The sequence below is a fragment of the Actinomyces respiraculi genome (genome assembly GCF_014595995.2).
In the GTDB taxonomy this organism is placed as follows: domain Bacteria; phylum Actinomycetota; class Actinomycetes; order Actinomycetales; family Actinomycetaceae; genus Actinomyces; species Actinomyces respiraculi.
The window spans coordinates 1,293,628-1,313,561 of the sequence record NZ_CP063989.1; the positions used below are offsets into that span (position 1 = coordinate 1,293,628).

Annotated in this window: 19 protein-coding genes and 1 pseudogene; 17 read left to right on the top strand and 3 right to left on the bottom strand. The window is 70.7% G+C overall.

All coding sequences use genetic code 11. From position 1 onward, the window contains the following. The first annotated feature begins 17 nt into the window (after positions 1–17). From ID810_RS05375 to ID810_RS05455, 17 genes are all read left to right on the top strand, one after another. Positions 18–1,022 carry a copper transporter gene (locus ID810_RS05375; protein WP_166858772.1) on the top strand — a complete coding sequence of 335 codons (1,005 nt, stop codon included), beginning with the start codon at positions 18–20 and terminating at the stop codon, positions 1,020–1,022. A gap of 35 nt (positions 1,023–1,057) precedes the next feature. Beyond that, positions 1,058–1,996, top strand: a complete 939-nt coding sequence (locus ID810_RS05380; RefSeq protein WP_166858770.1) for a hypothetical protein — start codon at positions 1,058–1,060, stop codon at positions 1,994–1,996. Then, entirely contained in the window at positions 1,986–3,644 is a 1,659-nt protein-coding gene (murJ, locus tag ID810_RS05385) for a murein biosynthesis integral membrane protein MurJ (RefSeq protein WP_166858768.1), read from the top strand. Before ID810_RS05380 ends, murJ begins: the two co-directional genes overlap by 11 nt. Then, positions 3,641–4,852 carry a glycosyltransferase family 4 protein gene (locus ID810_RS05390; protein WP_166858766.1) on the top strand — a complete coding sequence of 404 codons (1,212 nt, stop codon included), beginning with the start codon at positions 3,641–3,643 and terminating at the stop codon, positions 4,850–4,852. Before murJ ends, ID810_RS05390 begins: the two co-directional genes overlap by 4 nt. Continuing rightward, complete coding sequence (locus tag ID810_RS05395; RefSeq protein WP_166858764.1) at positions 4,849–5,532, top strand: NUDIX domain-containing protein; 684 nt, start codon at positions 4,849–4,851, stop codon at positions 5,530–5,532. The genes ID810_RS05390 and ID810_RS05395 overlap by 4 nt, the downstream gene beginning before the upstream one ends. A 153-nt stretch (positions 5,533–5,685) precedes the next feature. Further along, positions 5,686–6,690, top strand: coding sequence for a LacI family DNA-binding transcriptional regulator (locus ID810_RS05400; RefSeq protein ID WP_166858762.1), 1,005 nt, complete (start codon positions 5,686–5,688; stop codon positions 6,688–6,690). A gap of 221 nt (positions 6,691–6,911) precedes the next feature. Next, positions 6,912–8,210: an extracellular solute-binding protein gene (locus ID810_RS05405; RefSeq protein ID WP_166858760.1), complete on the top strand. Its 1,299-nt coding sequence runs from the start codon at positions 6,912–6,914 to the stop codon at positions 8,208–8,210. Between the two features lie 155 nt (positions 8,211–8,365). Next, positions 8,366–9,208 (top strand): carbohydrate ABC transporter permease, encoded by an 843-nt coding sequence (locus ID810_RS05410; protein WP_188232634.1) that lies wholly within the window; start codon positions 8,366–8,368, stop codon positions 9,206–9,208. 1 nt (position 9,209) lies between these two features. Next, positions 9,210–10,169, top strand: coding sequence for a carbohydrate ABC transporter permease (locus ID810_RS05415; RefSeq protein ID WP_166858756.1), 960 nt, complete (start codon positions 9,210–9,212; stop codon positions 10,167–10,169). A gap of 13 nt (positions 10,170–10,182) precedes the next feature. Beyond that, positions 10,183–11,097 carry a glycoside hydrolase family protein gene (locus ID810_RS05420; protein WP_166858754.1) on the top strand — a complete coding sequence of 305 codons (915 nt, stop codon included), beginning with the start codon at positions 10,183–10,185 and terminating at the stop codon, positions 11,095–11,097. Positions 11,098–11,410: 313 nt separating this feature from the next. Further along, the gene (locus ID810_RS05425) at positions 11,411–12,148 is read left to right on the top strand and encodes a helix-turn-helix transcriptional regulator (RefSeq protein WP_166858752.1); all 738 of its coding nucleotides are present in this window, start codon (positions 11,411–11,413) and stop codon (positions 12,146–12,148) included. After that, positions 12,145–13,584, top strand: a complete 1,440-nt coding sequence (sufB, locus tag ID810_RS05430; protein ID WP_166858750.1) for a Fe-S cluster assembly protein SufB — start codon at positions 12,145–12,147, stop codon at positions 13,582–13,584. Before ID810_RS05425 ends, sufB begins: the two co-directional genes overlap by 4 nt. 68 nt (positions 13,585–13,652) lie before the next feature. Beyond that, complete coding sequence (gene sufD, locus ID810_RS05435; RefSeq protein ID WP_166858748.1) at positions 13,653–14,891, top strand: Fe-S cluster assembly protein SufD; 1,239 nt, start codon at positions 13,653–13,655, stop codon at positions 14,889–14,891. 42 nt (positions 14,892–14,933) lie between these two features. Beyond that, a complete protein-coding gene (gene sufC / locus ID810_RS05440; RefSeq protein WP_166858784.1) occupies positions 14,934–15,683 on the top strand; it encodes a Fe-S cluster assembly ATPase SufC in 750 nt (249 codons plus the stop codon). 127 nt (positions 15,684–15,810) lie between these two features. Then, the gene (locus ID810_RS05445; RefSeq protein ID WP_166858746.1) at positions 15,811–17,151 is read left to right on the top strand and encodes an aminotransferase class V-fold PLP-dependent enzyme; all 1,341 of its coding nucleotides are present in this window, start codon (positions 15,811–15,813) and stop codon (positions 17,149–17,151) included. 2 nt (positions 17,152–17,153) lie between these two features. Then, complete coding sequence (gene sufU / locus ID810_RS05450) at positions 17,154–17,621, top strand: Fe-S cluster assembly sulfur transfer protein SufU (protein WP_166858744.1); 468 nt, start codon at positions 17,154–17,156, stop codon at positions 17,619–17,621. 66 nt (positions 17,622–17,687) lie between these two features. After that, the gene (locus ID810_RS05455; protein WP_166858742.1) at positions 17,688–18,074 is read left to right on the top strand and encodes a metal-sulfur cluster assembly factor; all 387 of its coding nucleotides are present in this window, start codon (positions 17,688–17,690) and stop codon (positions 18,072–18,074) included. Positions 18,075–18,089: 15 nt separating this feature from the next. On the opposite strand, the gene ID810_RS05460 is transcribed toward ID810_RS05455, so the two are convergent. The 3 genes and pseudogenes from ID810_RS05460 to ypfJ form a co-directional block, all read right to left on the bottom strand. After that, positions 18,090–18,518 (bottom strand): flavodoxin, encoded by a 429-nt coding sequence (locus ID810_RS05460; RefSeq protein WP_166858740.1) that lies wholly within the window; start codon positions 18,516–18,518, stop codon positions 18,090–18,092. A 190-nt stretch (positions 18,519–18,708) separates the two neighbouring features. Continuing rightward, positions 18,709–18,909: pseudogene (locus ID810_RS12815) on the bottom strand (MerR family transcriptional regulator); the annotation flags it as partial. A 30-nt stretch (positions 18,910–18,939) separates the two neighbouring features. Beyond that, positions 18,940–19,860, bottom strand: a complete 921-nt coding sequence (gene ypfJ / locus ID810_RS05470) for a KPN_02809 family neutral zinc metallopeptidase (protein ID WP_166858735.1) — start codon at positions 19,858–19,860, stop codon at positions 18,940–18,942. Positions 19,861–19,934 lie beyond the last annotated feature (74 nt).

Below are 19,934 nucleotides of genomic sequence, written 5' to 3' on the forward strand. Positions count from 1 at the left end.
CGACAGGCACACAGATCATGATCGACTTCCGCTACCACCTTGTCTCGCTCATCTCCGTCTTCCTCGCCCTCGCCGTCGGCGTTGTGCTCGGCGCGGGCCCGCTGCAGAACTCGCTCGGCACCGCGCTCAACGACCAGGTCACCTCCCTGCGTGAGGACCGCAACGAGACCCGGGCGCGGCTCGAGGCCACCATGAGCGCCGTCAACGAGCGCGACGAGTACATCCTGGCCGCCGCCGACGCCCTGCTGCCCGGCACCCTTGAGGGCCGCAAGATCGCCCTCGTCATCCTGCCCGGGGCGCTGGGCGAGGACATCGACGCCGTCTCGGCCAGCCTCGAGCAGGCCGGCGCCACCGTCGTCGGCCGTGTGAGCCTCACCAGTGCCTGGGCGCAGGTCTCGCGGGCCACCTACCGCTCCACCTACTCCGGCTCCGTCGCCGGGTACCTGGACGGTGTGCCCGCCACCGCCGAGCCCAACGCCATCCTCGGGCGGGCCCTGGCCGCCTCCTTGACCAGGACCGACCAGAACGCCTCGACCCTTACCGGCATGCTCACCGCCTCCGCCCAGGGCGCGGACCCGCTCATGACCGTTGACGCCGAGCTCACCGCTCCGGCGGACGGCGCCGTCGTCATCGGTCCTCGCGCGAGTCAGGCCACCGATGAGCAGGCCGGCGCCACCCCGACCGACGCCGAGGACTCCGCCGCGTGGACCCAGGCCCTGGTGGGTCTCGCCGCCGCGCCGACGCTCGTGCTGGGCTCCGCCGAGGCGGACACCGACCTCGTTGCGGCCCTGCGCACCGCGGCCTCACCCGTTGCCACCGTCGACTCCGTTGGCCAGGCCACTGCCACCGTGTCGGTGCCCCTGGCCATGGCCGAGGCTCTCACCGGGGGTCACGGACACTACGGCTTCGACGAGGGCGCGGACATGGTGATGCCCGCCGTTGCCACATCCGTCACTCCGGCAGCGGCCCAGGCCTCCACCGACCTGGGCCGGACGCGGCCCGCCGAGGGCGGTGAGGGCTGACGCCGCGCCCGTAGGCACGGTCCTCGCCTGAGCCCATGAGCACCCGAGCCACAACGCTCCCCGGCCCTCACAGGCCGCTGGTCCCGGTCGCCCTCGCTGCCGCGACCGCAACCCTCCTGGGCAGCCGGGCCCTGCGCGGGACGCACTGGGCCCGTGCGCGCCTGGAGCGCACGAACTACCACGGCCGCACCGTGAGCCTGCGCGGCGGGCTCGGCGTCGCCCTCGGCTCGGTGTCCGCCCCCACCGCCGGGGCCGTGCTCGACGACGCCGCCCGTCCCGGCACGGCGCTGCCCGCGGTTGCGGGTGCTGTTGCCGCCTCGGCCGGCGCTCTGGCCGGGCTGGTGGACGACCTCGACGCCGGAGCCCACGACGGTGGCACTCCCGTCAAGGGTCTGCGCGGCCACCTGGGTGCCCTGCGCCGGGGCCGGGTGACCACAGGGGCGCTCAAGATCGCCGTCATCGGAGGCGGGGCGGCCGCCGCCGGGAGCCTGCTGGCCGCATGGCGCCGCTTCGAGCGGGTTCCGACGGCGGCGCCCAGCGCGCCGGGTGCGGTGACGGACGCCGTCACCAGTGCCGTCGTCATCGCCTCCTGGGCCAACGTCCACAACCTCCTCGACCTGCGCCCGGGCCGCGCTCTCAAGGCAGCGGCCCTGCTGTCGGTGCCCCTGACCGTTGCCCCGGGACCCGGGGCGGCCGCCTGCCGGGCACTGGCCACGGGGGCGCTGGCCACCTCGGTGTCCGCCCTCCCCGAGGACCTGCGGGAGAGCACGATGCTGGGCGACGTGGGATCCAACGCTCTGGGCGCCCTCGTGGGCACCGCCCTGGCCGCTCACCCGGCCGCGGGACTGCGGGTGCTCGCCGCGGGCCTGGGCACCGGCCTTGTGCTCGCCAGCGAGAAGGTCTCCTTCAGCACGGTGATCGCCCGCACCCCCGTCCTCAACGCCCTCGACACCCTGGGACGCCGTGCACGCTGAGACCGGCCCGGCGTCGGCCGCCTCCGGGCCAGACCGCAGGGCGGGCAGAGGCCTCGTCGGCGCCGCGGGTGGCGTCGCCGGCCTCACCCTCGCCTCGCGGGCCCTGGGTTTCCTGCGCTGGGTCGTGCAGGCCTCCACGGTCGGCGCCGGCACCGTCGCCGGCGCCTACGCCACCGCCAACCAGGTCCCCAACGTGCTCTACGAGGTCGTCGTCGGCGGCGCCCTGGCGGCCACGATCGTCCCCCTGCTGGCGGCGGGAATCCACCGGGGCGAGACCGAGCGGACGAGCCGCACCGTCAACAGCCTGCTCGGCCTCGTGCTCGTGGTCCTCGTCCCCCTGAGCCTCCTGCTCGCCGTGGCCGCAGACCCTGTGGCGAGCCTCTTCCCCGTCTCCGCCGGCACCGACCCCGAGGTCCAGCGCAGGCTCGTCGCCGCCTTCCTGCGCATGTTTGCACTCCAAGTGCCCCTCTACGGCGTCGGCGTCGTCCTGACCGGGGCGCTGCAGGCCCACGGGTGCTTCACCTGGCCCGCGCTCACCCCCATCGCCTCCAGCCTCGTCGTCATGGCCGCCTACGGCGCCTACGGGGTGATGACAACAGGGCAGGACAGCGCCGGGGTTGCCGCCCTGCACATGCTTGGCTGGGGCACCACCGCCGGGGTCGCTGCCCTGAGCCTGCCGCTGCTGTGGCCCGCTCGCAGGCTGGGTCTGACCCTGCGGCCCAGCCTGCGTCTGGAGACGGGGGTCCTGCGGCGGATCCTGCAGCTGGGGGGCGCGGGCCTGGTCACGCTCCTGACGCAGCAGCTGAGCGTCCTCGTCGTCCTGGCTCTGGCGCGTGCCGGTGGCGAGGCGGGCACGGTCGCCGTCTACCAGTACACCCAGGCCGTCTACCTCCTGCCCCACGCCGTGCTCGTCGTCCCCGTCGCCACCGTCCTGTACCCACGCCTGTCCGCTGCCTTGGGCGGCACCGGGGCGGCCTCCGCTACGGCACGGTCACTGGCCGGCGCCTCCACCGCGCTGGTGGTCGCGGTGTCCACCGCGGGTGCGGGCGCGCTGCTGGCCGTCAGCCCCGCCGCCGAGCGGTTCTTCGGCCTGCTCACCGACGTCAACGGCATGTCCGGAGCGCTGGCGGCCCTCGCCCCGGCCCTGGTCGGCTACGCGCTCATCCACCAGGTCACCCGCGTCCTGTTCGCAGCGGACCGTGCCCGGGGCGCAGCCCTCGCAGCGAGCGCGGGGTGGCTGGCCGTCACCGGAGTCTCGGTACTCGCCGTCCGCCTGGCGGCACCCGACGGCGGTGACGGCGCCGCCACCCTCCTGGCCCTGTCGATCGCTCTGAGCGTCGGCATGTGCATGGCGGGGGCCGCGCTGCTCGGCGCATTGGCCCACGCCCTGAGCCCCGCCGTCCTGCGGCCCGTGCTCAGGGCCTTGGCCCTCTCGCTGCCCGTTGCCGCTGCCGGTGGCCTGGCCTGCCGCATACTCGTGGACAGGACGCAGAGCACCGCCTGGGCACTCGTCCTCGCGCTGCTCGCAGCGACCCTCGTCGCCACGACGACGCTCGGTGCCGTCGTCGCCGTGGACCGGAACCTGCTGCCGGTGCTGCGGGCGCACGGCTCCCATCCCCTGACGACACTGAGCCAGGAGAACGGATGAGCAACACCGTCCATGACACGCCTGCCGAGCAGCTGCGGGTGCTGGAGCTGGCCGGCTCCGCCGCCGGGGGTGTGCGCACCCACCTGGCGGAGTGCGCCCGTCTGCTGAGCGAGGGCGGGCACGACGTCCTCGTCGCCGCCCCGACGGCGGTGACCACCGGCGTGGACCTGGGCGGAGCGCGCTCACGGGAGCTCAGGCTCGGACCACGGCCCGGGCCCGGGGATGCCGCCCTCATCAGCCGCATCGCCTACCTCGCGCGGCACGCCGACGCCGTCCACGCCCACGGCCTGCGTGCCGGTGCCCTGGCGGCCCTCGCCCTGGGACCTCGCCGTCGCCGTCGCCTTGTCGTCACCCTGCACAACCGGCCCGTCGGGGGACGGCTCACCACCGCTATCGGGGAGCGCTTGGAGGCGCTGGTGGCCGCTCGGGCCGACGTCGTGCTCGCCGTCAGCCCCGACCTTGCCGAGAGCGTGCGTGGGCGGGGCGCGCGGGAGGTGGAGATCGCGATCATCCCCGCCCCTGACCGACGTCGTGAGGCTGGGGCGCCCGCTGCCTCCTCCATCGAGTCCGCCTGGCACGGCGCCCGTCTCAAGGTTCTCACCGTGGCTCGGCTCGCACCCCAGAAGGGGCTCGACACGCTCCTGGACGCCGCGGCCCTGCTCGCCCAGCGCCTTCCCGCCTCCCTGGGCCGGCTCGTGTGGTCTGTGGCGGGCGCGGGCCCCCTCGAGCCTGCCCTGGCCGGGCGGATCGCCGCAGAAGGACTGCCCGTGCTCCTGCTCGGGCGCCGCGAGGATGTCGCCGTGCTCATGTCGGCGGCGGATGTCGTTGTGCAGACCAGCCAGTGGGAGGGCCAGCCCCTCACCATCCAGGAGGCGTTGCGCGCGGGGGCCGCCGTCGTCGCCACCGACGTCGGAGGCACGGCACTGACTGCGGGTGGGGGAGCGGTGCTCGTCGAGCCCGACGCCGAGGCTGTGGCCGAGGCCATCAGCCACCTTCTGACCGACGCCGAGGCCCTGGCCCAGGCGCGCCAGGCCGCTCGCAGGGCCGCGGCCTCGTTGCCCGGTGAGCAGGCGCTTGCCGCCCAGCTCGAAGGGGTCCTGCGGGGCGCTGGGGCGCGTCCGCGGGATCGTAGACTCGGCGCCGGGCGTGCGACCGACGAGTCTGCAGCGCCCCAGCATGAGGCGCCCGGGGCCGAGGAGGACGTATGAGCGGGTACCCGACCGGCGTCGCCGGGCAGCTGGCCGATGGGCGCGAGGCGCGTCCGGTGTCCGAGACCGTGAGGCAGTGGAGTGGGCCGATCTGCGCGGTTGACGATGAGCTCGTGCACCTGGCCCCCGATCAGGCGCCCGTGCGGCGCCAGACGGTCCTGCACCATGACGCTGTCACGATCGTCGCTCTGCGCGAGAAGGAGGAGTCCTCCCAGGAGGACGGCGCGGCCGAGATCCTCATGGTGCGCCAGTACCGCCACCCGGTGCGCGCGCAGCTGTGGGAGATCCCCGCCGGGCTGCTCGACGTCGAGGGGGAGGAGCCGGTGGCGGCTGCCCGGCGCGAGCTGGCGGAGGAGACCGACCACGAGGCGCAGCACTGGCAGGTGCTCGCCGACTACTACGCCTCCCCGGGCTTCACCACCGAGGGCATCCGGTGCTTCCTGGCCCGCGGCTTGAGCATCCTGCCGCCTGAGCGGCGCACCCGGCGTGAGGGGGAGGAGGCCGAGTTCGTGCCCACATGGTTCCGTCTGAATGACGTGGTCGAGGCCGTGCTCAGCGGGAGCCTGCACAACCCGGCGACCGTGGTCGGGGTCCTCGCGGCGGACCGTGCGCGGGCCCGGGGGTGGCGGGGACTGCGTGAGAGCGGTGCGCCCTGGCTGCGCAGCCCCAGGAGCCTGTGAGGCTCTCGCTCAGTCGGCGGTGTGCTTCACCATGGCTGACAGAGCGAAGTAGTTAACAGACGTTAAACGATTGACGTCGGTGTTGTCCCCAACCACACTGAAGGTGTCCAGCCGCACAGCAGCTCTGTCACAACGATGTGGGAGGAGACGACGGTGACCAACCTGGCACAGGTAGCGCAGCACGCAGGCGTGTCCATCGCCACCGCCTCCCTGGTCCTGTCGGGAAAGGACTCGGGCAGGGTCTCGCGCCCCACCGCCCAGCGCGTGACCGAGGCCGCCGCCGAACTTGGCTACGTCCGCAACGCCCTCGCAGCGGGGATGCGCAGCGGACGTACCGCTTCCATCGGCGTCGTCGCCGAGGACGTCCTGTCCACCCCCTACGCCGTCGAGATGATCAAGGCGATCCTCACCGCCTCAGCGGAGCACGGATGGTCCGTCCTGCTCACCGACGCGGGCCACGACTCGCGTCAGGCGAGGAAGGCCGTCGAGGAGATGCTCTCGCGCAAGGTGGATCGCATCATCCGGGCCGCGATGTACCACCGCCGGGTCGATGTGCCCCCGGACCTGGATGACGTCGTCGTCCTCAACGGCTACGCCAACCGGTCGGGAGTGCCGTCAGTCGTGCCCGACGAGTCCCGAGCCGCGCGTGAGGCCACCGAGCACCTCATCGGCCTCGGACACACCCGCATCGCCCACATCACCGACACCTCGGGGGCCGTCGCCGTCGGCCTGCGCCTTCGCGGCTATCGACAGGCGCTGGCCGCCCACGCGATCCGCTACGACGAGACCCTCGTCATCTACGGCGGCAACAGTCCCGAGCAGACCGATGTCTCCGCACGCAGGCTGCTGGCCCTGAACCCTCGCCCCACCGCGGTCTTCTGCTACAACGACGGCATGGCCGCGGGGGTCTACCGCCAGGCGCACCGCGCCGGCATCCAGATCCCCCGGGACCTGTCCGTCGTCGGCTTCGACGACCTCACCCTCATCTCGACCAACCTCGACCCGGGCCTGACCACGATGAGGCTGCCCCACTACGAGATGGCGGACTGGCTCACCAAAGCCATCATCACCTCGGGCCCCGGCTCCCTGCACGCCGGCATCACACGGGTCCCATGCCGCCTGGTCAGACGCGCCTCGACCGCGCCGCCCCCGGGCTAGACCCGCCGCTTCTCACAAGCGCCTCCCACCAACCCACACGCGACCCGACCGGCTGCCCCCAACGGCTCGGCGGTCATTGACGCCCTTGTGACGCCCTTTTGATGCCCAGTTCACGCCCAGTTCACGCCCTGCAGACGCCCCAGACCTCCGTCCCAGCAGGGACGGAACCCGCCATGCCCGGGCCCCCATGGTCCGGCGCACGACACATCAAGGAGTACCCCATGCTCATCAACCGACGCACCTTCATCGGCATCAGCGCCGGCGCCGCCGTCGCCGCCACGCTCGCCGCCTGCTCCTCACAGGCCGGGTCCGGCTCCGGTGGCTCCAGCAGCGGCGGCATCACGCTGTGGACCCACAACGGAGGCAACACCGAGGAGCTCGGGGTCGTCAAGGAGGCGGTCGACGCCTTCAACCAGGCGAACCCCGACACCCCCGTCACGCTCAAGGACTTCCCCCAGGAGTCGTACAACGACGCCATCGCCGCCGCGGCCGTCAGTGGAGACCTGCCCGACATCCTTGACCTCGACGGCCCGATCATGCCCAACTGGGCCTGGGCCGGCTACCTCGCGCCACTGAACATCTCTGCGGAGCTGGAGAACGCGATCATCGACTCCGCCAAGGGCTACTGGAACGACACGCTCTACTCCGTCGGCCCCTACGACACCTCCCTGTGCTTTCTCGGACGCAAGTCGGCCTTCGACGCCGCTGGGATCCCGATCCCCACGATTGACAAGCCGTGGACGGGTCAGGAGTTCGACGACGCCCTGGCCAAGCTCAGTGCCCTGGAGGAGTACGACGTCGCCATCGACTTCTCCAACGCCGACGGCGCCGAGTGGTGGCCCTACGGCTACGCCCCGATGCTTCAGTCCTTCGGCGGGGACCTCATCGACCGGGAGACCTTCGCCACGGCCGACGGGTTCCTCAACAACGACAAGGCGATCGCCTGGGGCACATGGTTCCAGTCCTGCTTCGCCAAGGGCTATGCCTCCCAGACCCCCAGCACCGACGGCCAGGACTTCCTGCAGGGACGGGTGCCGCTCTACTACGCCGGCGGCTGGAAGGTCCTGCAGTCCCAGGAGGCGTTCGGCCAGGACGAGGTCCTCATTCTGCCGCCCGTGGACTTCGGCGAGGGAGCGCACGTCGGCGGTGGCTCGTGGCAGTGGGGCGTGTCCTCAACCTCCTCCAACCCCGAGGCCGCCAACAAGTTCATCGAGCTCCTCATGCAGGACGAGTACCTCGTGAAGTACTCCAACGCCATCGGCAACTTCCCCTCGGTCGAGTCCGCCACGCCCAAGACCAATTACTACGGCGAGGGCAAGCCGCTCGAGAAGGTCTACGAGATCGGTAAGCAGTACGCCCTGCTGCGCCCGGCAACCCCCGGATACAAGGTGATCTCCTCGATCTTCGACAAGGCGGCGCGCGACATCGTCTCGGGGGCGGACGTCAAGACCACCCTCGACCAGGCGGTCAAGGACATCGACGCCGACATCGTCTCCAACAACGGCTACAAGGCGCCCTGAGCCTGAGGCCCCCGCCCGTCCACATGCTCAATCCGTCGGCAGACGCCACGGCGTCCGCCGACGGGAAGGGACCCGATCTCATGACACACCACATGCCCCGGCCCCCCAGGGGGCGTTCCTCAGCGACGAGGAAGGAAGCGCGCACCGCCTGGCTCATGAGCTCGCCCGCGCTCATCCTTCTTCTCCTCTTCATGGGGATCCCGATTCTCCTGACCTTCGGGCTGTCCTTCACCAACACTCGACTCATCTCGCCCAACCCTCCGGCCTTCATCGGCCTGGACAACTTCGTGCGCGCCTTCGCACACGACCCGACCTTCATCCGCTCCCTGCTCAACACCGCCTTCTTCGCCGTCGTCGTCGTGCCCTGCCAGTCCCTGCTGGCGCTGGCGCTGGCGGTTCTGGTCAACCAGAAGGTCACGGGAGTCACGGTCTTCCGCACGATGATCTTCATGCCGGTGGTCACGTCGATGGTCGTCGTGTCGATCCTGTGGAGCTTCTTCTACGAGGACGACGGACTGTTCAACTCCGTGCTCAACACCCTGACCGGCGGGGGATGGACCGCCGTGGCCTGGCTCAACGACCCCGGCACCGCCATGCCCGCCATCATCATCCTGTCGGTCTGGCAGGGGGTCGGCCTGCACATGATCATCTGGCTCTCAGGCCTGCAGGGTATCGACCCCGCCCTGTACGAGGCCGCGGACCTCGATGGTGTCAACGGCTGGCAGCGCTTCCGGTACGTCACCTGGCCGGGACTGCACTCGACGATGGTCTTCATCCTCGTGACGATCACGATCGCGGCACTGGGACTGTTCGTCCAGGTCGACGTCATGACCTCCGGCGGCCCCCAGGACGCCACCTCGACCCTCGTCTACCACGCGGTGCGCAAAGGCTATCGGGAGCAGGACATGGGCTACGGAAGCGCGATCTCCCTCATCTTCTTCCTCGCCGTCCTCACCATCAGCCTCATCCAGCGCCGACTCACACGGGACAAGGACTGACATGACTCCTGACACCTCCACAACCCTCGGCGCCCCGCCCGAGACCGCCCCCACCGACCGCCGCGCGGGCCGCCGCCGTGGCCGCGCCGCCACGCGACGCCGCCGCGTGGTGCTGACCTACATCGGTCTGACAGTGGCCGCCGCGGCAGCGGTCTTCCCCCTGCTGTTCATGATCTTCTCGTCCTTCAAGCCCGACCGGCAGATCTTCGCCGACCTGGGGTCGCTGCGCGCCTTCCTGCCCGTGGGCGACCTGACCATCGACAACTACGTGGGCGTCTTCAACCGGGTCCCGGCCGCCCAGTTCCTGACCAACAGCATCATCGTCACGGTGTGCATCGTCCTTCTCGGGCTCATCGTCAACTCGATGATCGGCTTCGCGATCTCCCGGATGCGGTGGAAGGGCAAGAACGTCGTCCTGTCACTGGTGCTCGCCACGCTCATGGTGCCCTTCGAGACCATCGCCGTGCCGCTGGTCTTCTGGGTCGCGAAGATGCCCTCCATCCAGTGGGTGGTCGACGGCTTCCTCGTCAAGCAGGGCATGCTCAACACCTACCAGGTGCAGATCCTGCCCTACGTGGCCAACGCCCTGGCGATCTTCCTCTTCGCCCAGCACTTCGGTGACATCCCCAAGGAGATCGACGAGGCCGCCCGCGTCGACGGCGCAGGCTGGTTCACGATCTACCGCCGGATCATCGTGCCGCTGTCCGGGCCGACCTTCGCGACGGTGGCGATCATCATGATGCTGCCCGCCTGGAACTCCTACCTGTGGCCCCTCATGGTCGTGCAGGAGGAGAGCCTGCGCCCGGTGTCCGTCGGCATGCAGTACTTCTTCCAGCTCAACCCCGTGTGGGGCCAGATCATGGCCTACGGGACCCTCATCACCCTGCCGATGCTCATCCTGTTCATCATCTTCCAACGCTCCTTCGTGCAGTCTCTGGCGGGCACGGCGGTCAAGGGCTGAGAAAGGATCAACCATGGCGTTCTCCATGCCCGATCACTGGCTGTGGGATCACTGGCTCGTCGACGACGGCTCGCGATACCACCTGTTCTTCCTGCGGGCCTCGCGAGCCTTACATGACCCGGACCTGCGTCACTGGCGCGCCTCGATGGGCCACGCCATCTCCGACGACGCCCGCACGTGGACCCTGCTTCCTGACGCCCTCGTGCACTCGGACGGTCCCTCGTGGGATGACAAGGCGATCTGGACCGGCTCAACCGTGATCAAGCCCGATGGCACGATGCGGGTCTTCTACACCGGCATCAGCCATGGCGACCGGGGCCAGGTCCAGCGCATCGGATGGGCCGACTCCGAGGACGGCATCACCTTCAGGCGCATGTGCCCGCGGCCGCTTCAGGCCGATCCCCGCTGGTACGCCACGCTCGGTTCCGACGGCGCCGACGACGAGCACTGGCGTGATCCCTTCGTCTTCGAGCACGAGGGCCGTTGGCACATGCTCATCACCGCGCGCGCTCGCGGCGTGGACAGGCTGCACGCCGGGGTTATCGGCCACGCCGTGTCCGACGATCTCGACCACTGGCAGGTGTGCGAGCCGTTGACTGCCCCCGGCCCCTTCGGGCACCTGGAGGTGAGCCAGTCACGTACCGTGGGTGGGCGTCACGTCCTGGTCTTCTCGTGCGGGCAGGACATGCAGGCCGATCCGTGCCCGGGAACGGTGTGGGTGGCCGAGGGGGAGGGGCCGTTGGGCCCCTGGGACATCGACGGCGCCCGTTACGTCGAGCCCACGCACCTGTACGCCGGCCAGATCGTGCAGCTGCGGGACGGCCAGTGGGTCCTCAGTGCCTTCGACGACGGTGCCGACGGCGTCTTCAGGGGGATCGCTCCTGACCCGATCCCCTGGGAGGAGGTCGTCCTGACGGGGCAGGGTTGATCGCCGTCGTAGTGCCCTGTCCAGGGCGCGGGTGGGCCTGACGCGTCGACGTCGGGCCCACCCACGCGTCTGGGCGGTCCGCTGGTGCCTGGGCGCCCGGACCATCTCAACTGGTAGGACGCTCCTGCATGAGACTCACTTGCCATAAGTCTCACCTGTTGCTGGTAAGCGTGCTGGACACCACGTCACTTTCTGTCTCGGAACGTGCCCTCACTGAATATCGGAAGACACTTCTTGGCTAAAGTGGATTCCGCTAGTGGGCGTCCGCGACCGGCCGCCCGGGCACCGCACGTGACACCAGGGAGGAGCGGCCATGAGGCAGATCGATGACGAGCCCACCCGGGCCAAGGTCCTCGACCTCATCGTCGAAAGGGGGCCGGTCTCCGCCGCCCAGCTCGCCAAGGTCCTCACCCTCACGCCCGCCGCCGTGCGTCGGCACATCACCGCCCTCGAGGACAGCGGCGACATCCAGGTCCGCGCCCCCGCAGCCCTGGGCAAGCGCGGACGTGGACGCCCCGCGCGCCACTACGTCGCCACCCCGGGCGCCCACACCTCCTTCGCCGAGGGCTACTCCGACATCGCCAACCGCGCCCTGTCCTACCTCGAGCAGGTCGCCGGCCAGAAGGCCGTCGACTCCTTCGCCGCCGTGCGCGGACGAGACCTCGAGCGCCGCTACATGCCCGTCGTCGAGGCCGCGGGCAAGGACCCCTCCGACCGCGCCAAGGCACTGGCCGACGCCCTCACCCTCGACGGTTACGCCGCCTCCATCCGCGATGTCGGCGACGGCTCCTTCGCCGTCCAGCTCTGCCAGGGGCACTGCCCCGTGCGCGAGGTCGCCGGCCAGTTCACCGCCCTGTGCGACGCCGAGACCCAGGCCTTCGCCCGGCTGCTCGGTGTGCCCGTCCAGCGCCTGGCCACCCTGGCCGGCGGCGCGCACGTGTGCACCACCCACGTCCCCATTGCCATGCCCGCACTGCGCAAGCGCGCCGTGAGGGCGGCCGCATCTGACACGCGGGGCCGCCGGCCCCAGCGAACGGAAGGAACCCGATGACCGCACCCACGACCGAGAAGCCGCGTCCCACCGACGACGAGATCATCGACTCGATCTCGACGCAGTACGACTTCGGCTGGCACGACTCCGACGAGGCCGGCGCCAACGCCAAGCGCGGGCTGGACGAGCAGGTCGTCAGGGAGATCTCCGCCATCAAGGGTGAGCCCGAGTGGATGCTCGCCAAGCGCCTCAAGGCCTACGAGATCTTCGAGCGCAAGCCCATGCCCTCCTGGGGCGTGGACCTGTCCGACCTCGACATGGACTCGGTCAAGTACTACGTGCGCGCCACGGACCGCCCCGCCACCTCCTGGGACGACCTGCCCGAGGACATCAAGAACACCTACGACCGCATCGGCATCCCCGAGGCCGAGCGCGAGCGGCTCGTCGCCGGCGTCGCCGCCCAGTACGAGTCCGAGGTCGTCTACCACCAGATCCGCGAGGACCTGGAGCAGCAGGGCGTCATCTTCGTTGACACCGACACCGCGGTCAAGGAGTACCCCGAGCTCGTCAAGGAGTACTTCGGCACCATCGTGCCCGCCGGCGACAACAAGTTCGCCGCCCTCAACACGGCCGTGTGGTCCGGAGGCTCCTTCATCTACGTCCCCAAGGGCGTCCACGTCGAGATCCCGCTCCAGGCCTACTTCCGCATCAACACGGAGAACATGGGCCAGTTCGAGCGCACCCTCATCATCGCCGACGAGGACTCCTACGTGCACTACGTCGAGGGGTGCACGGCGCCGATCTACTCCTCGGACTCCCTGCACTCGGCCATCGTCGAGATCATCGTCAAGAAGAACGCCCGCGTGCGCTACACGACGATCCAGAACTGGTCCACCAACGTGTGGAACCTCGTCACCCAGCGCGCCACCTGCGCCGAGGGCGCCACCATGGAGTGGATCGACGGCAACATGGGCTCCAAGCGCAACATGAAGTACCCGGCCGTCTTCCTCATGGGACCCCACTCGCGTGGCGAGGCCCTGTCCATCGCCTTCGCCGGTGCCGGCCAGCACCAGGACACCGGCGCCAAGATGGTTCACATGGCCCCCCACACCTCAAGCCACATCGTCTCGAAGTCCGTGGCCCGCCACGGGGGACGCTCTGGCTACCGAGGCCTGGTCCAGGTGATGAAGAACGCCCGCCACTCCAAGTCCAACGTCCTGTGCGACGCCCTGCTCGTGGACGAGATCTCCCGCTCCGACACCTACCCCTACGTCGACGTGCGTACCGACGACGTCGAGATGGGCCACGAAGCCACCGTGTCCAAGGTGAGTGCGGACCAGCTCTTCTACCTCATGCAGCGCGGCCTGACCGAGACCGAAGCCATGGCCACCATCGTGCGCGGCTTCGTCGAGCCGATCGCCCGAGAGCTGCCCATGGAGTACGCCCTTGAGCTCAACCGGCTCATCGAGCTCCAGATGGAGAACTCGGTCGGCTGACGCCACCGGACCCTCCCACCGACTTACCCGACCGACCCGCCAGCGATCCTGGCCAAGGAGCACAGTCCATGCCACTGTCCACCGACCACTCCCGGGCGGCCCTTGACGGCGCCCACTCCCATGGCGCCCCCGAGGCCCGCTATGCCTCCTCCCGCGCCGAGCGCCCCACCTCCTTCGACCCGGCCGCGATCCCTGTCCCGCGCGGGCGCGAGGAGGAGTGGCGTTTCACGCCGATCAAGCGCTTCCGCCCCCTGTTCGACCTCGAGGCCGTCACGTCCGGCACCGCCACCGGCTCCGTGAGCGTCGACGTCGACGCCCCCGCCGGCGTCACCGTCGATGAGGTGGACCGCGGCGACGCCCGCCTGGGCACCGTCGGGGCACCCTCCGACCGCACCGGCGTCGTCGCCTGGGCGGCCTTCCAGACGGCCACCCGAATCAGCCTCGACGAGGGCGCCGAGCTCGAGCGCGCCGTGCGCGTGATGACCGTCGGCCATGAGGAGCCCGGCAGCGAGGGCTTCATCCGCCCCGCCGCCTCCCACCTGCTTGTCACCGCCCGCACGGGCTCACGCGGCACCGTCGTGCTGTCCCACACCGGCACCGCCGCCCTGACCCAGAGCGTCGAGGTCGTCGTCGAGCCCACGGCCGAGCTCACGCTCGTGACCGTGCAGGACTGGCAGGACGCGGCCGTCCACGCCTCCAACCACCGTGTGCGCGTGCACGGCGGCGGCACGCTCAAGCACGTCGTCGTCTCCCTGGGCGGCGACGTGCGCATCAGCTCCGACCTGGGCTTCGACGGCGAGGGCGGGCACATCGAGGCCTTCGGCGTCTACTTCACCGACGCCGGCCAGCACCAGGAGCACCGCCCCTACGTCGCCCACACCGAGCCCCACTGCTACTCGCGCGTGACCTACAAGGGGGCGCTCCAGGGCGAGGGCGCCCACGCCGTGTGGGTCGGTGACTGCCTCATCGGCGCCGCCGCCCGCGGGACGGACACCTACGAGCTCAACCGCAACCTCATCCTCACCGAGGGAGCCAAGGCGGACTCGATCCCCAACCTCGAGATCGAGAACGGCCAGATCGAGGGCGCCGGCCACGCCAGCGCCACCGGCCGCTTCGACGACGAGCAGCTGTTCTACCTGCGAGCCCGCGGCATCCCCGAGGTCGAGGCCCGTCGCCTCGTCGTCCTGGGCTTCTTCAACGAGATCGTCACCGAGATCGGCGTGCCCGAGGTTGAGGAGACCCTCATGGCGGCCATCGAGAAGGAGCTCGAGCTCTCCGGCCTCATCGAGGCCCGCGAGCAGGCCTGAGCCCGCACCACCTGACGTCACCCCTCACACCGAAAGCGAATGATGAGCACTCTCGAGATCACAAACCTCCACGTCCAGGTTGCCACCAACGACGGCCCCAAGCCGATCCTCAAGGGCGTGGACCTCACCATCGGCTCCCGCGAGGTCCACGCCATCATGGGCCCCAACGGCTCGGGCAAGTCCACGCTGGCCTACTCCATCGCCGGCCACCCCGACTACGAGATCACCGACGGCCAGGTCCTGCTCAACGGCGTCGACCTGCTCGAGATGAGCGTTGACGAGCGCGCCCGCGCCGGCCTGTTCCTCGCCATGCAGTACCCCGTGGAGGTCCCGGGCGTCACCGTCGCGAACTTCCTACGCACCGCCAAGACGGCCATCGACGGCCAGGCCCCCAAGGTCCGCTCCTGGGTCAGCGAGGTCAAGGGCGCCATGGAGCGCCTGCGCATGGACGAGTCCTTCTCCCAGCGCGACGTCAACACCGGCTTCTCCGGCGGCGAGAAGAAGCGCTTCGAGATCCTCCAGATGGAGCTGCTGGCGCCCCGCTTCGCAGTGCTCGACGAGACCGACTCGGGTCTCGACGTCGACGCCCTGCGCATCGTCGCCGAGGGCGTCAACCGCCTGCACGAGACCTCCGACGCCGGCTTCCTCCTCATCACCCACTACACGCGCATCCTGCGCTACATCAAGCCCAGCCACGTGCACGTCTTCGTTGACGGCCGCGTGGCCGAGCAGGGCGGGCCCGAGCTCGCCGACCGCCTGGAGGAGGAGGGCTACGACCGCTTCCTCGCATGAGGTCCGGGCCGGGAGAAGGCCGTCCTCCCGGCCCGGACCACCTGAGGGGCCCGTCCCTTAACGCCCGGGTCCGGCACCTCCGGTCCCGCGCACCTTCGGCCCGACCACCAGTGGAGGCACCACGTCCATGAGCCAGCCAAGCGCAGCTAAACCCCTGACCGAGGCCGAGGTCGCCGCCGTGCGCGCCGACTTCCCCTATCTCACCCGCCCCGCGCGCGGGGGGCTCGAGCTCGCCTACCTCGACTGGGGCGCCACCAGCCAGAAACCGGCCTGCGTCATCGAGCGCGAGGCCGAGTTCTACCGGATGAGCAACGGTGCCGCGGGCCGCTCCACCTACCAGATCGCCGACGAGGCGACGGCCGCCTGGGATGACGCCCACGAGGACGTCGCCGCCCTCGTGGGGGCGCGCGCGAGCCAGATCGTCTTCACCAAGAACGCCACCGAGGCCGTCAACCTCGTGTCCCTGGCCATCGCCCACGCCAGTGCGGGGCGTCCCGCCGCCCGCGGCGGCGCCGGAGCCGACGCCGGGGACCCCGCGCGCAGCCTGATCCTGGGCGAGGGCGACGAGGTGGTGGTCTCGCGCGCTGAGCACCACGCCAACCTCGTGCCCTGGCAGGAGCTGTGCGCTCGCACCGGCGCGCGCCTGCGCTGGCTCGACCTCACCCCGGACGGGCGCGTCGATGCCAGCGTCGAGGCGGTGTCCCGCGTGGTCACCGAGCGCACCCGCGTCATCGCGCTCACACATGCCTCCAACGTCACCGGCGCGCTCACCCCCCTGGATGACGTCCTCGCGGCCGCGCGGGCCGTCAGCGCCCTGGTCCTGCTGGACACCTGCCAGTCCGGCGCGCATGTGCCCCTCGACTTCGCCGCGCTCAGCGCCGCCGGAGTCGACGCCATGGTCCTGTCCAGCCACAAGATGCTCGGTCCCACCGGCATCGGTGCCCTCGTGGCCACCGAGGAGCTGCTCGAGGCCATGCCCCCGGTCCTCACCGGCGGCTCCATGATCGAGGCCGTCACCATGGAGTCCTCGACCTACATGTCGGGCCCCGCCCGCTTCGAGGCCGGCTCCCAGCCCCTGGCTCAGGCCGCCGGCTGGTCCACCGCCGTCGGCTACCTCGCCTCGCTGGGGCTGGAGCGCCTGCACGCGGGGGAGCAGCTCCTGACGCAGCGGGTCCTGGACGGGCTCGCCACCGTCACGGGGGTGCGGGTCCTGGGTCCCACGGACACCACTGACCGGCTGGGTGTTGTCGCCTTCGCCGTCGACGGCGTCCACCCGCACGACGTCGGGCAGGTGCTCGACGCCGCGGGCGTGGCGGTGCGCACCGGGCACCACTGCGCCCAGCCGATCCACGCCGCCTTCGGGGTGCACGCCTCCTCGCGCGTATCCTTCGGGCCGACGACGACCCCCGGGGAGATCGACCGTTTCCTCCAGGCCGTTGACTCCGTCCGCTCCTACTTCGGAAGGTGAGCATGAACGACCTCGATCAGCTCTACCAGCAGGTCATCCTCGACCACTCACGCGAGCGCCACGGCGCCGGCGCGCTCACCGACCCGCACGCCCAGTCCCACCAGGTCAACCCCACCTGCGGGGACGAGGTCACCCTCGGTATCAGGATCGTGGACGGGCGCGTCGAGGCCGTCGGCTGGGAGGGGGACGGCTGCTCCATCTCCCAGGCCTCGATCTCGATCATGCACGACCTCGTTGACGGTGCGGACCTTGAGACGGTCGCCCGCCTGGAGCGGGAGTTCAACACGCTCATGCACTCGCGCGGCAGGGGCGTGGACGAGGCAATCCTCGACGACCTGGAGGACGCCGCCGCCTTCGAGGGGACCGCGAAGTACCCCAACCGCGTCAAGTGCGCCCTGCTGGGGTGGATGGCGCTCAAGGACGCCCTCGCCCAGGCCGGTGCCGCCCTGCCGGAGGCCGACGGCGCGTGAGCGCCCCTGACCGTTCGGGTTGGCCTGCGCCATACTGCCCATAGACCACCACCGTGAGGAGAACCCATGAGTGAGACCACCGCCCCGGGACCCGTCGGGACCGACAACCCGATGGCCGCCCAGCACGTGCCCGCCGCCCCCGCTGAGGTCGACGTCGCCGCTATCGAGGAGGCGCTGCGCGACGTCATCGACCCCGAGCTCGGCATCAACGTCGTCGACCTCGGCCTGCTCTACGGCGTCAACATCGAGCCGGACGGCACCGTCGTGCTCGACATGACGCTGACGACGGCGGCCTGCCCGCTGACCGACGTCATCGAGGAGCAGGCCGCCCAGGCTCTGGCTCTCATTGCGGACGACGTGCGCATCCAGTGGGTGTGGCTGCCGCCGTGGGGCCCGGACAAGATCACCCCCGAGGGTCGCGAGCAGCTGCGGGCGCTGGGCTTCAACGTCTAGGCGGGGTGCAGTGCCTCAGCGCGCGTCCTGGCCGGGCAGCCCCTGGACCAGGGTGCGCCCCCAGGCGCGCACCGCCGCCTGCTCGCCGTCGGCCAGGGGCCCCTGGAACGAGGAGACGAGGAAGCTGTGGCAGGCCACGTCCACCCGGCCGTGCACCCGGTGGAGCCGCTTGGCGGCGTCCTTGGCGGCTGACCCGCTCAACCAGCTGCGCCCGGTGACGGTGTCGGCGGCCGCGAGGCGCGCCGCAGGTGGGATCGTTGCCGCGTCCAGCCACTCGCGGATCCCGGTCGAGGGGGGCGTCGGGGCGCCACGCTTGGCCGCCTGGGCCCGGCTGACGGCCGAGGGCAGGCGCCGGTTGTGAGTGGGGGCGGCCAGCACCAGCAGATCGAGGTCCTCGGGCAGCGTGCGGGGCGCGTCCGGGACCTCAAGGACCCGGGTACTCACCCCCGCGCTGTCGCGTCACCTCGGCCAGGTGTTCCCGGGCCCGGGCCAGGGCAGTACTCAGGTCGTCGACGACGGCGCCCTGGCAGGCGCCCTCAGGGGAGAGGGACGACGAGGTGCCCGGGTCAGTGCCTGTGTCAGTGCCTGTGTCAGTGCCCGTGCCCGCCTCAGCACCGGTGGGAGGGGCTGTGCCGTCAAGCACGCGGCCGACGGCCTCCAGCGGGACGCCGGCCTGCGCCAGCCAGCGGATCCGCGAGAGCCGGGCCACGTGGCTGAGGTCGTAGTCCCGCCAGCCAGCCCGCTGGGCCGGCACCGGCAGCAGACCCAGGTGATGGTAGTAGCGGACGGCGCGGACGGTGGTGCCGGTCAGGGCGGCAAGCTCGGCGACGCGCATGGGTTGAGGACAGGGCGTGGTCGGGCGGGCTCACAGGTCGGTGTCGGCCACCGCGAAGGTGTCACAGGCCTGCACCGAGCCCTGCTGCATGCCGACGGTGAACCAGCGCACGCGCTGCTCGGAGGCACCGTGGGTCCAGGAGTCCGCGTTGACCCCGACGCCTGAACGCTCCTGGATGTGGTCGTCGCCCACGGCCTCGGCGGCGTCAATGGCGCTATGCACCTGCGCCTGGGTGGGCTCGACGAGGAAGGGCACCCCGGTGTCGGGGTCCACGGTGGAGGACGCATAGTGCACCCACAGCCCGGCGTAGCAGTCGGCCTGCAGCTCCAGGCGCACCGAATCGCTCGTCGCACCGGTCCCGGAGCGGTCGGCGCTGCGCATCGTGCCCAGGAGGTTCTGGATGTGGTGGCCGAACTCGTGGGCCACGATGTACTCCTCCGCCAGCGGTGTGTCGGCGGCACCCAGCGTCGAGGTCATCTGGCTGAAGAAGCTCATGTCGAGGTAGACGGTGGAGTCGCCCGGGCAGTAGAAGGGCCCAGCGGCGGAGGAGGCTGTCCCGCAGGCCGTGCTGATCTGGGCGCCGTCCCACAGGTGGAAGTCCGGCTTGGCGTAAGCGGTGCCGGTCTGTGCGGCGAGCTGCTCGCCCCACACGGCGTCCAGTGACTCCGCTGTCGAGACCATCCGGCACTGGGTGTAGGAGTTGGCGGCCTCGCCGGAGGTGCACATCGAGACGTCAATGGGTGAGACGGCCGAGTTGCCCGGAGCTGACTGCCCGGCACCTGAGGAGGTGTCGAGCAGTCCGGTGAGGTCGATACCTGTGAGTTGGGAGAGCAGCAGGACGGCGACCACGGTGATGACCGAGCCGCCGCCGACGAGCGCGCCCCGTCGGCCGGAGCCTGCGGAGGTCGACACCCGGTTCGGGTCGGTCTTGATATCGCGATTGAAGGACATGAGAGCCTCGAGTCGTCGCGGAGGGATGGCGTTTGACGCGCCGGTCCCTCTCAGCGTAACCGTGGGTACCCTGG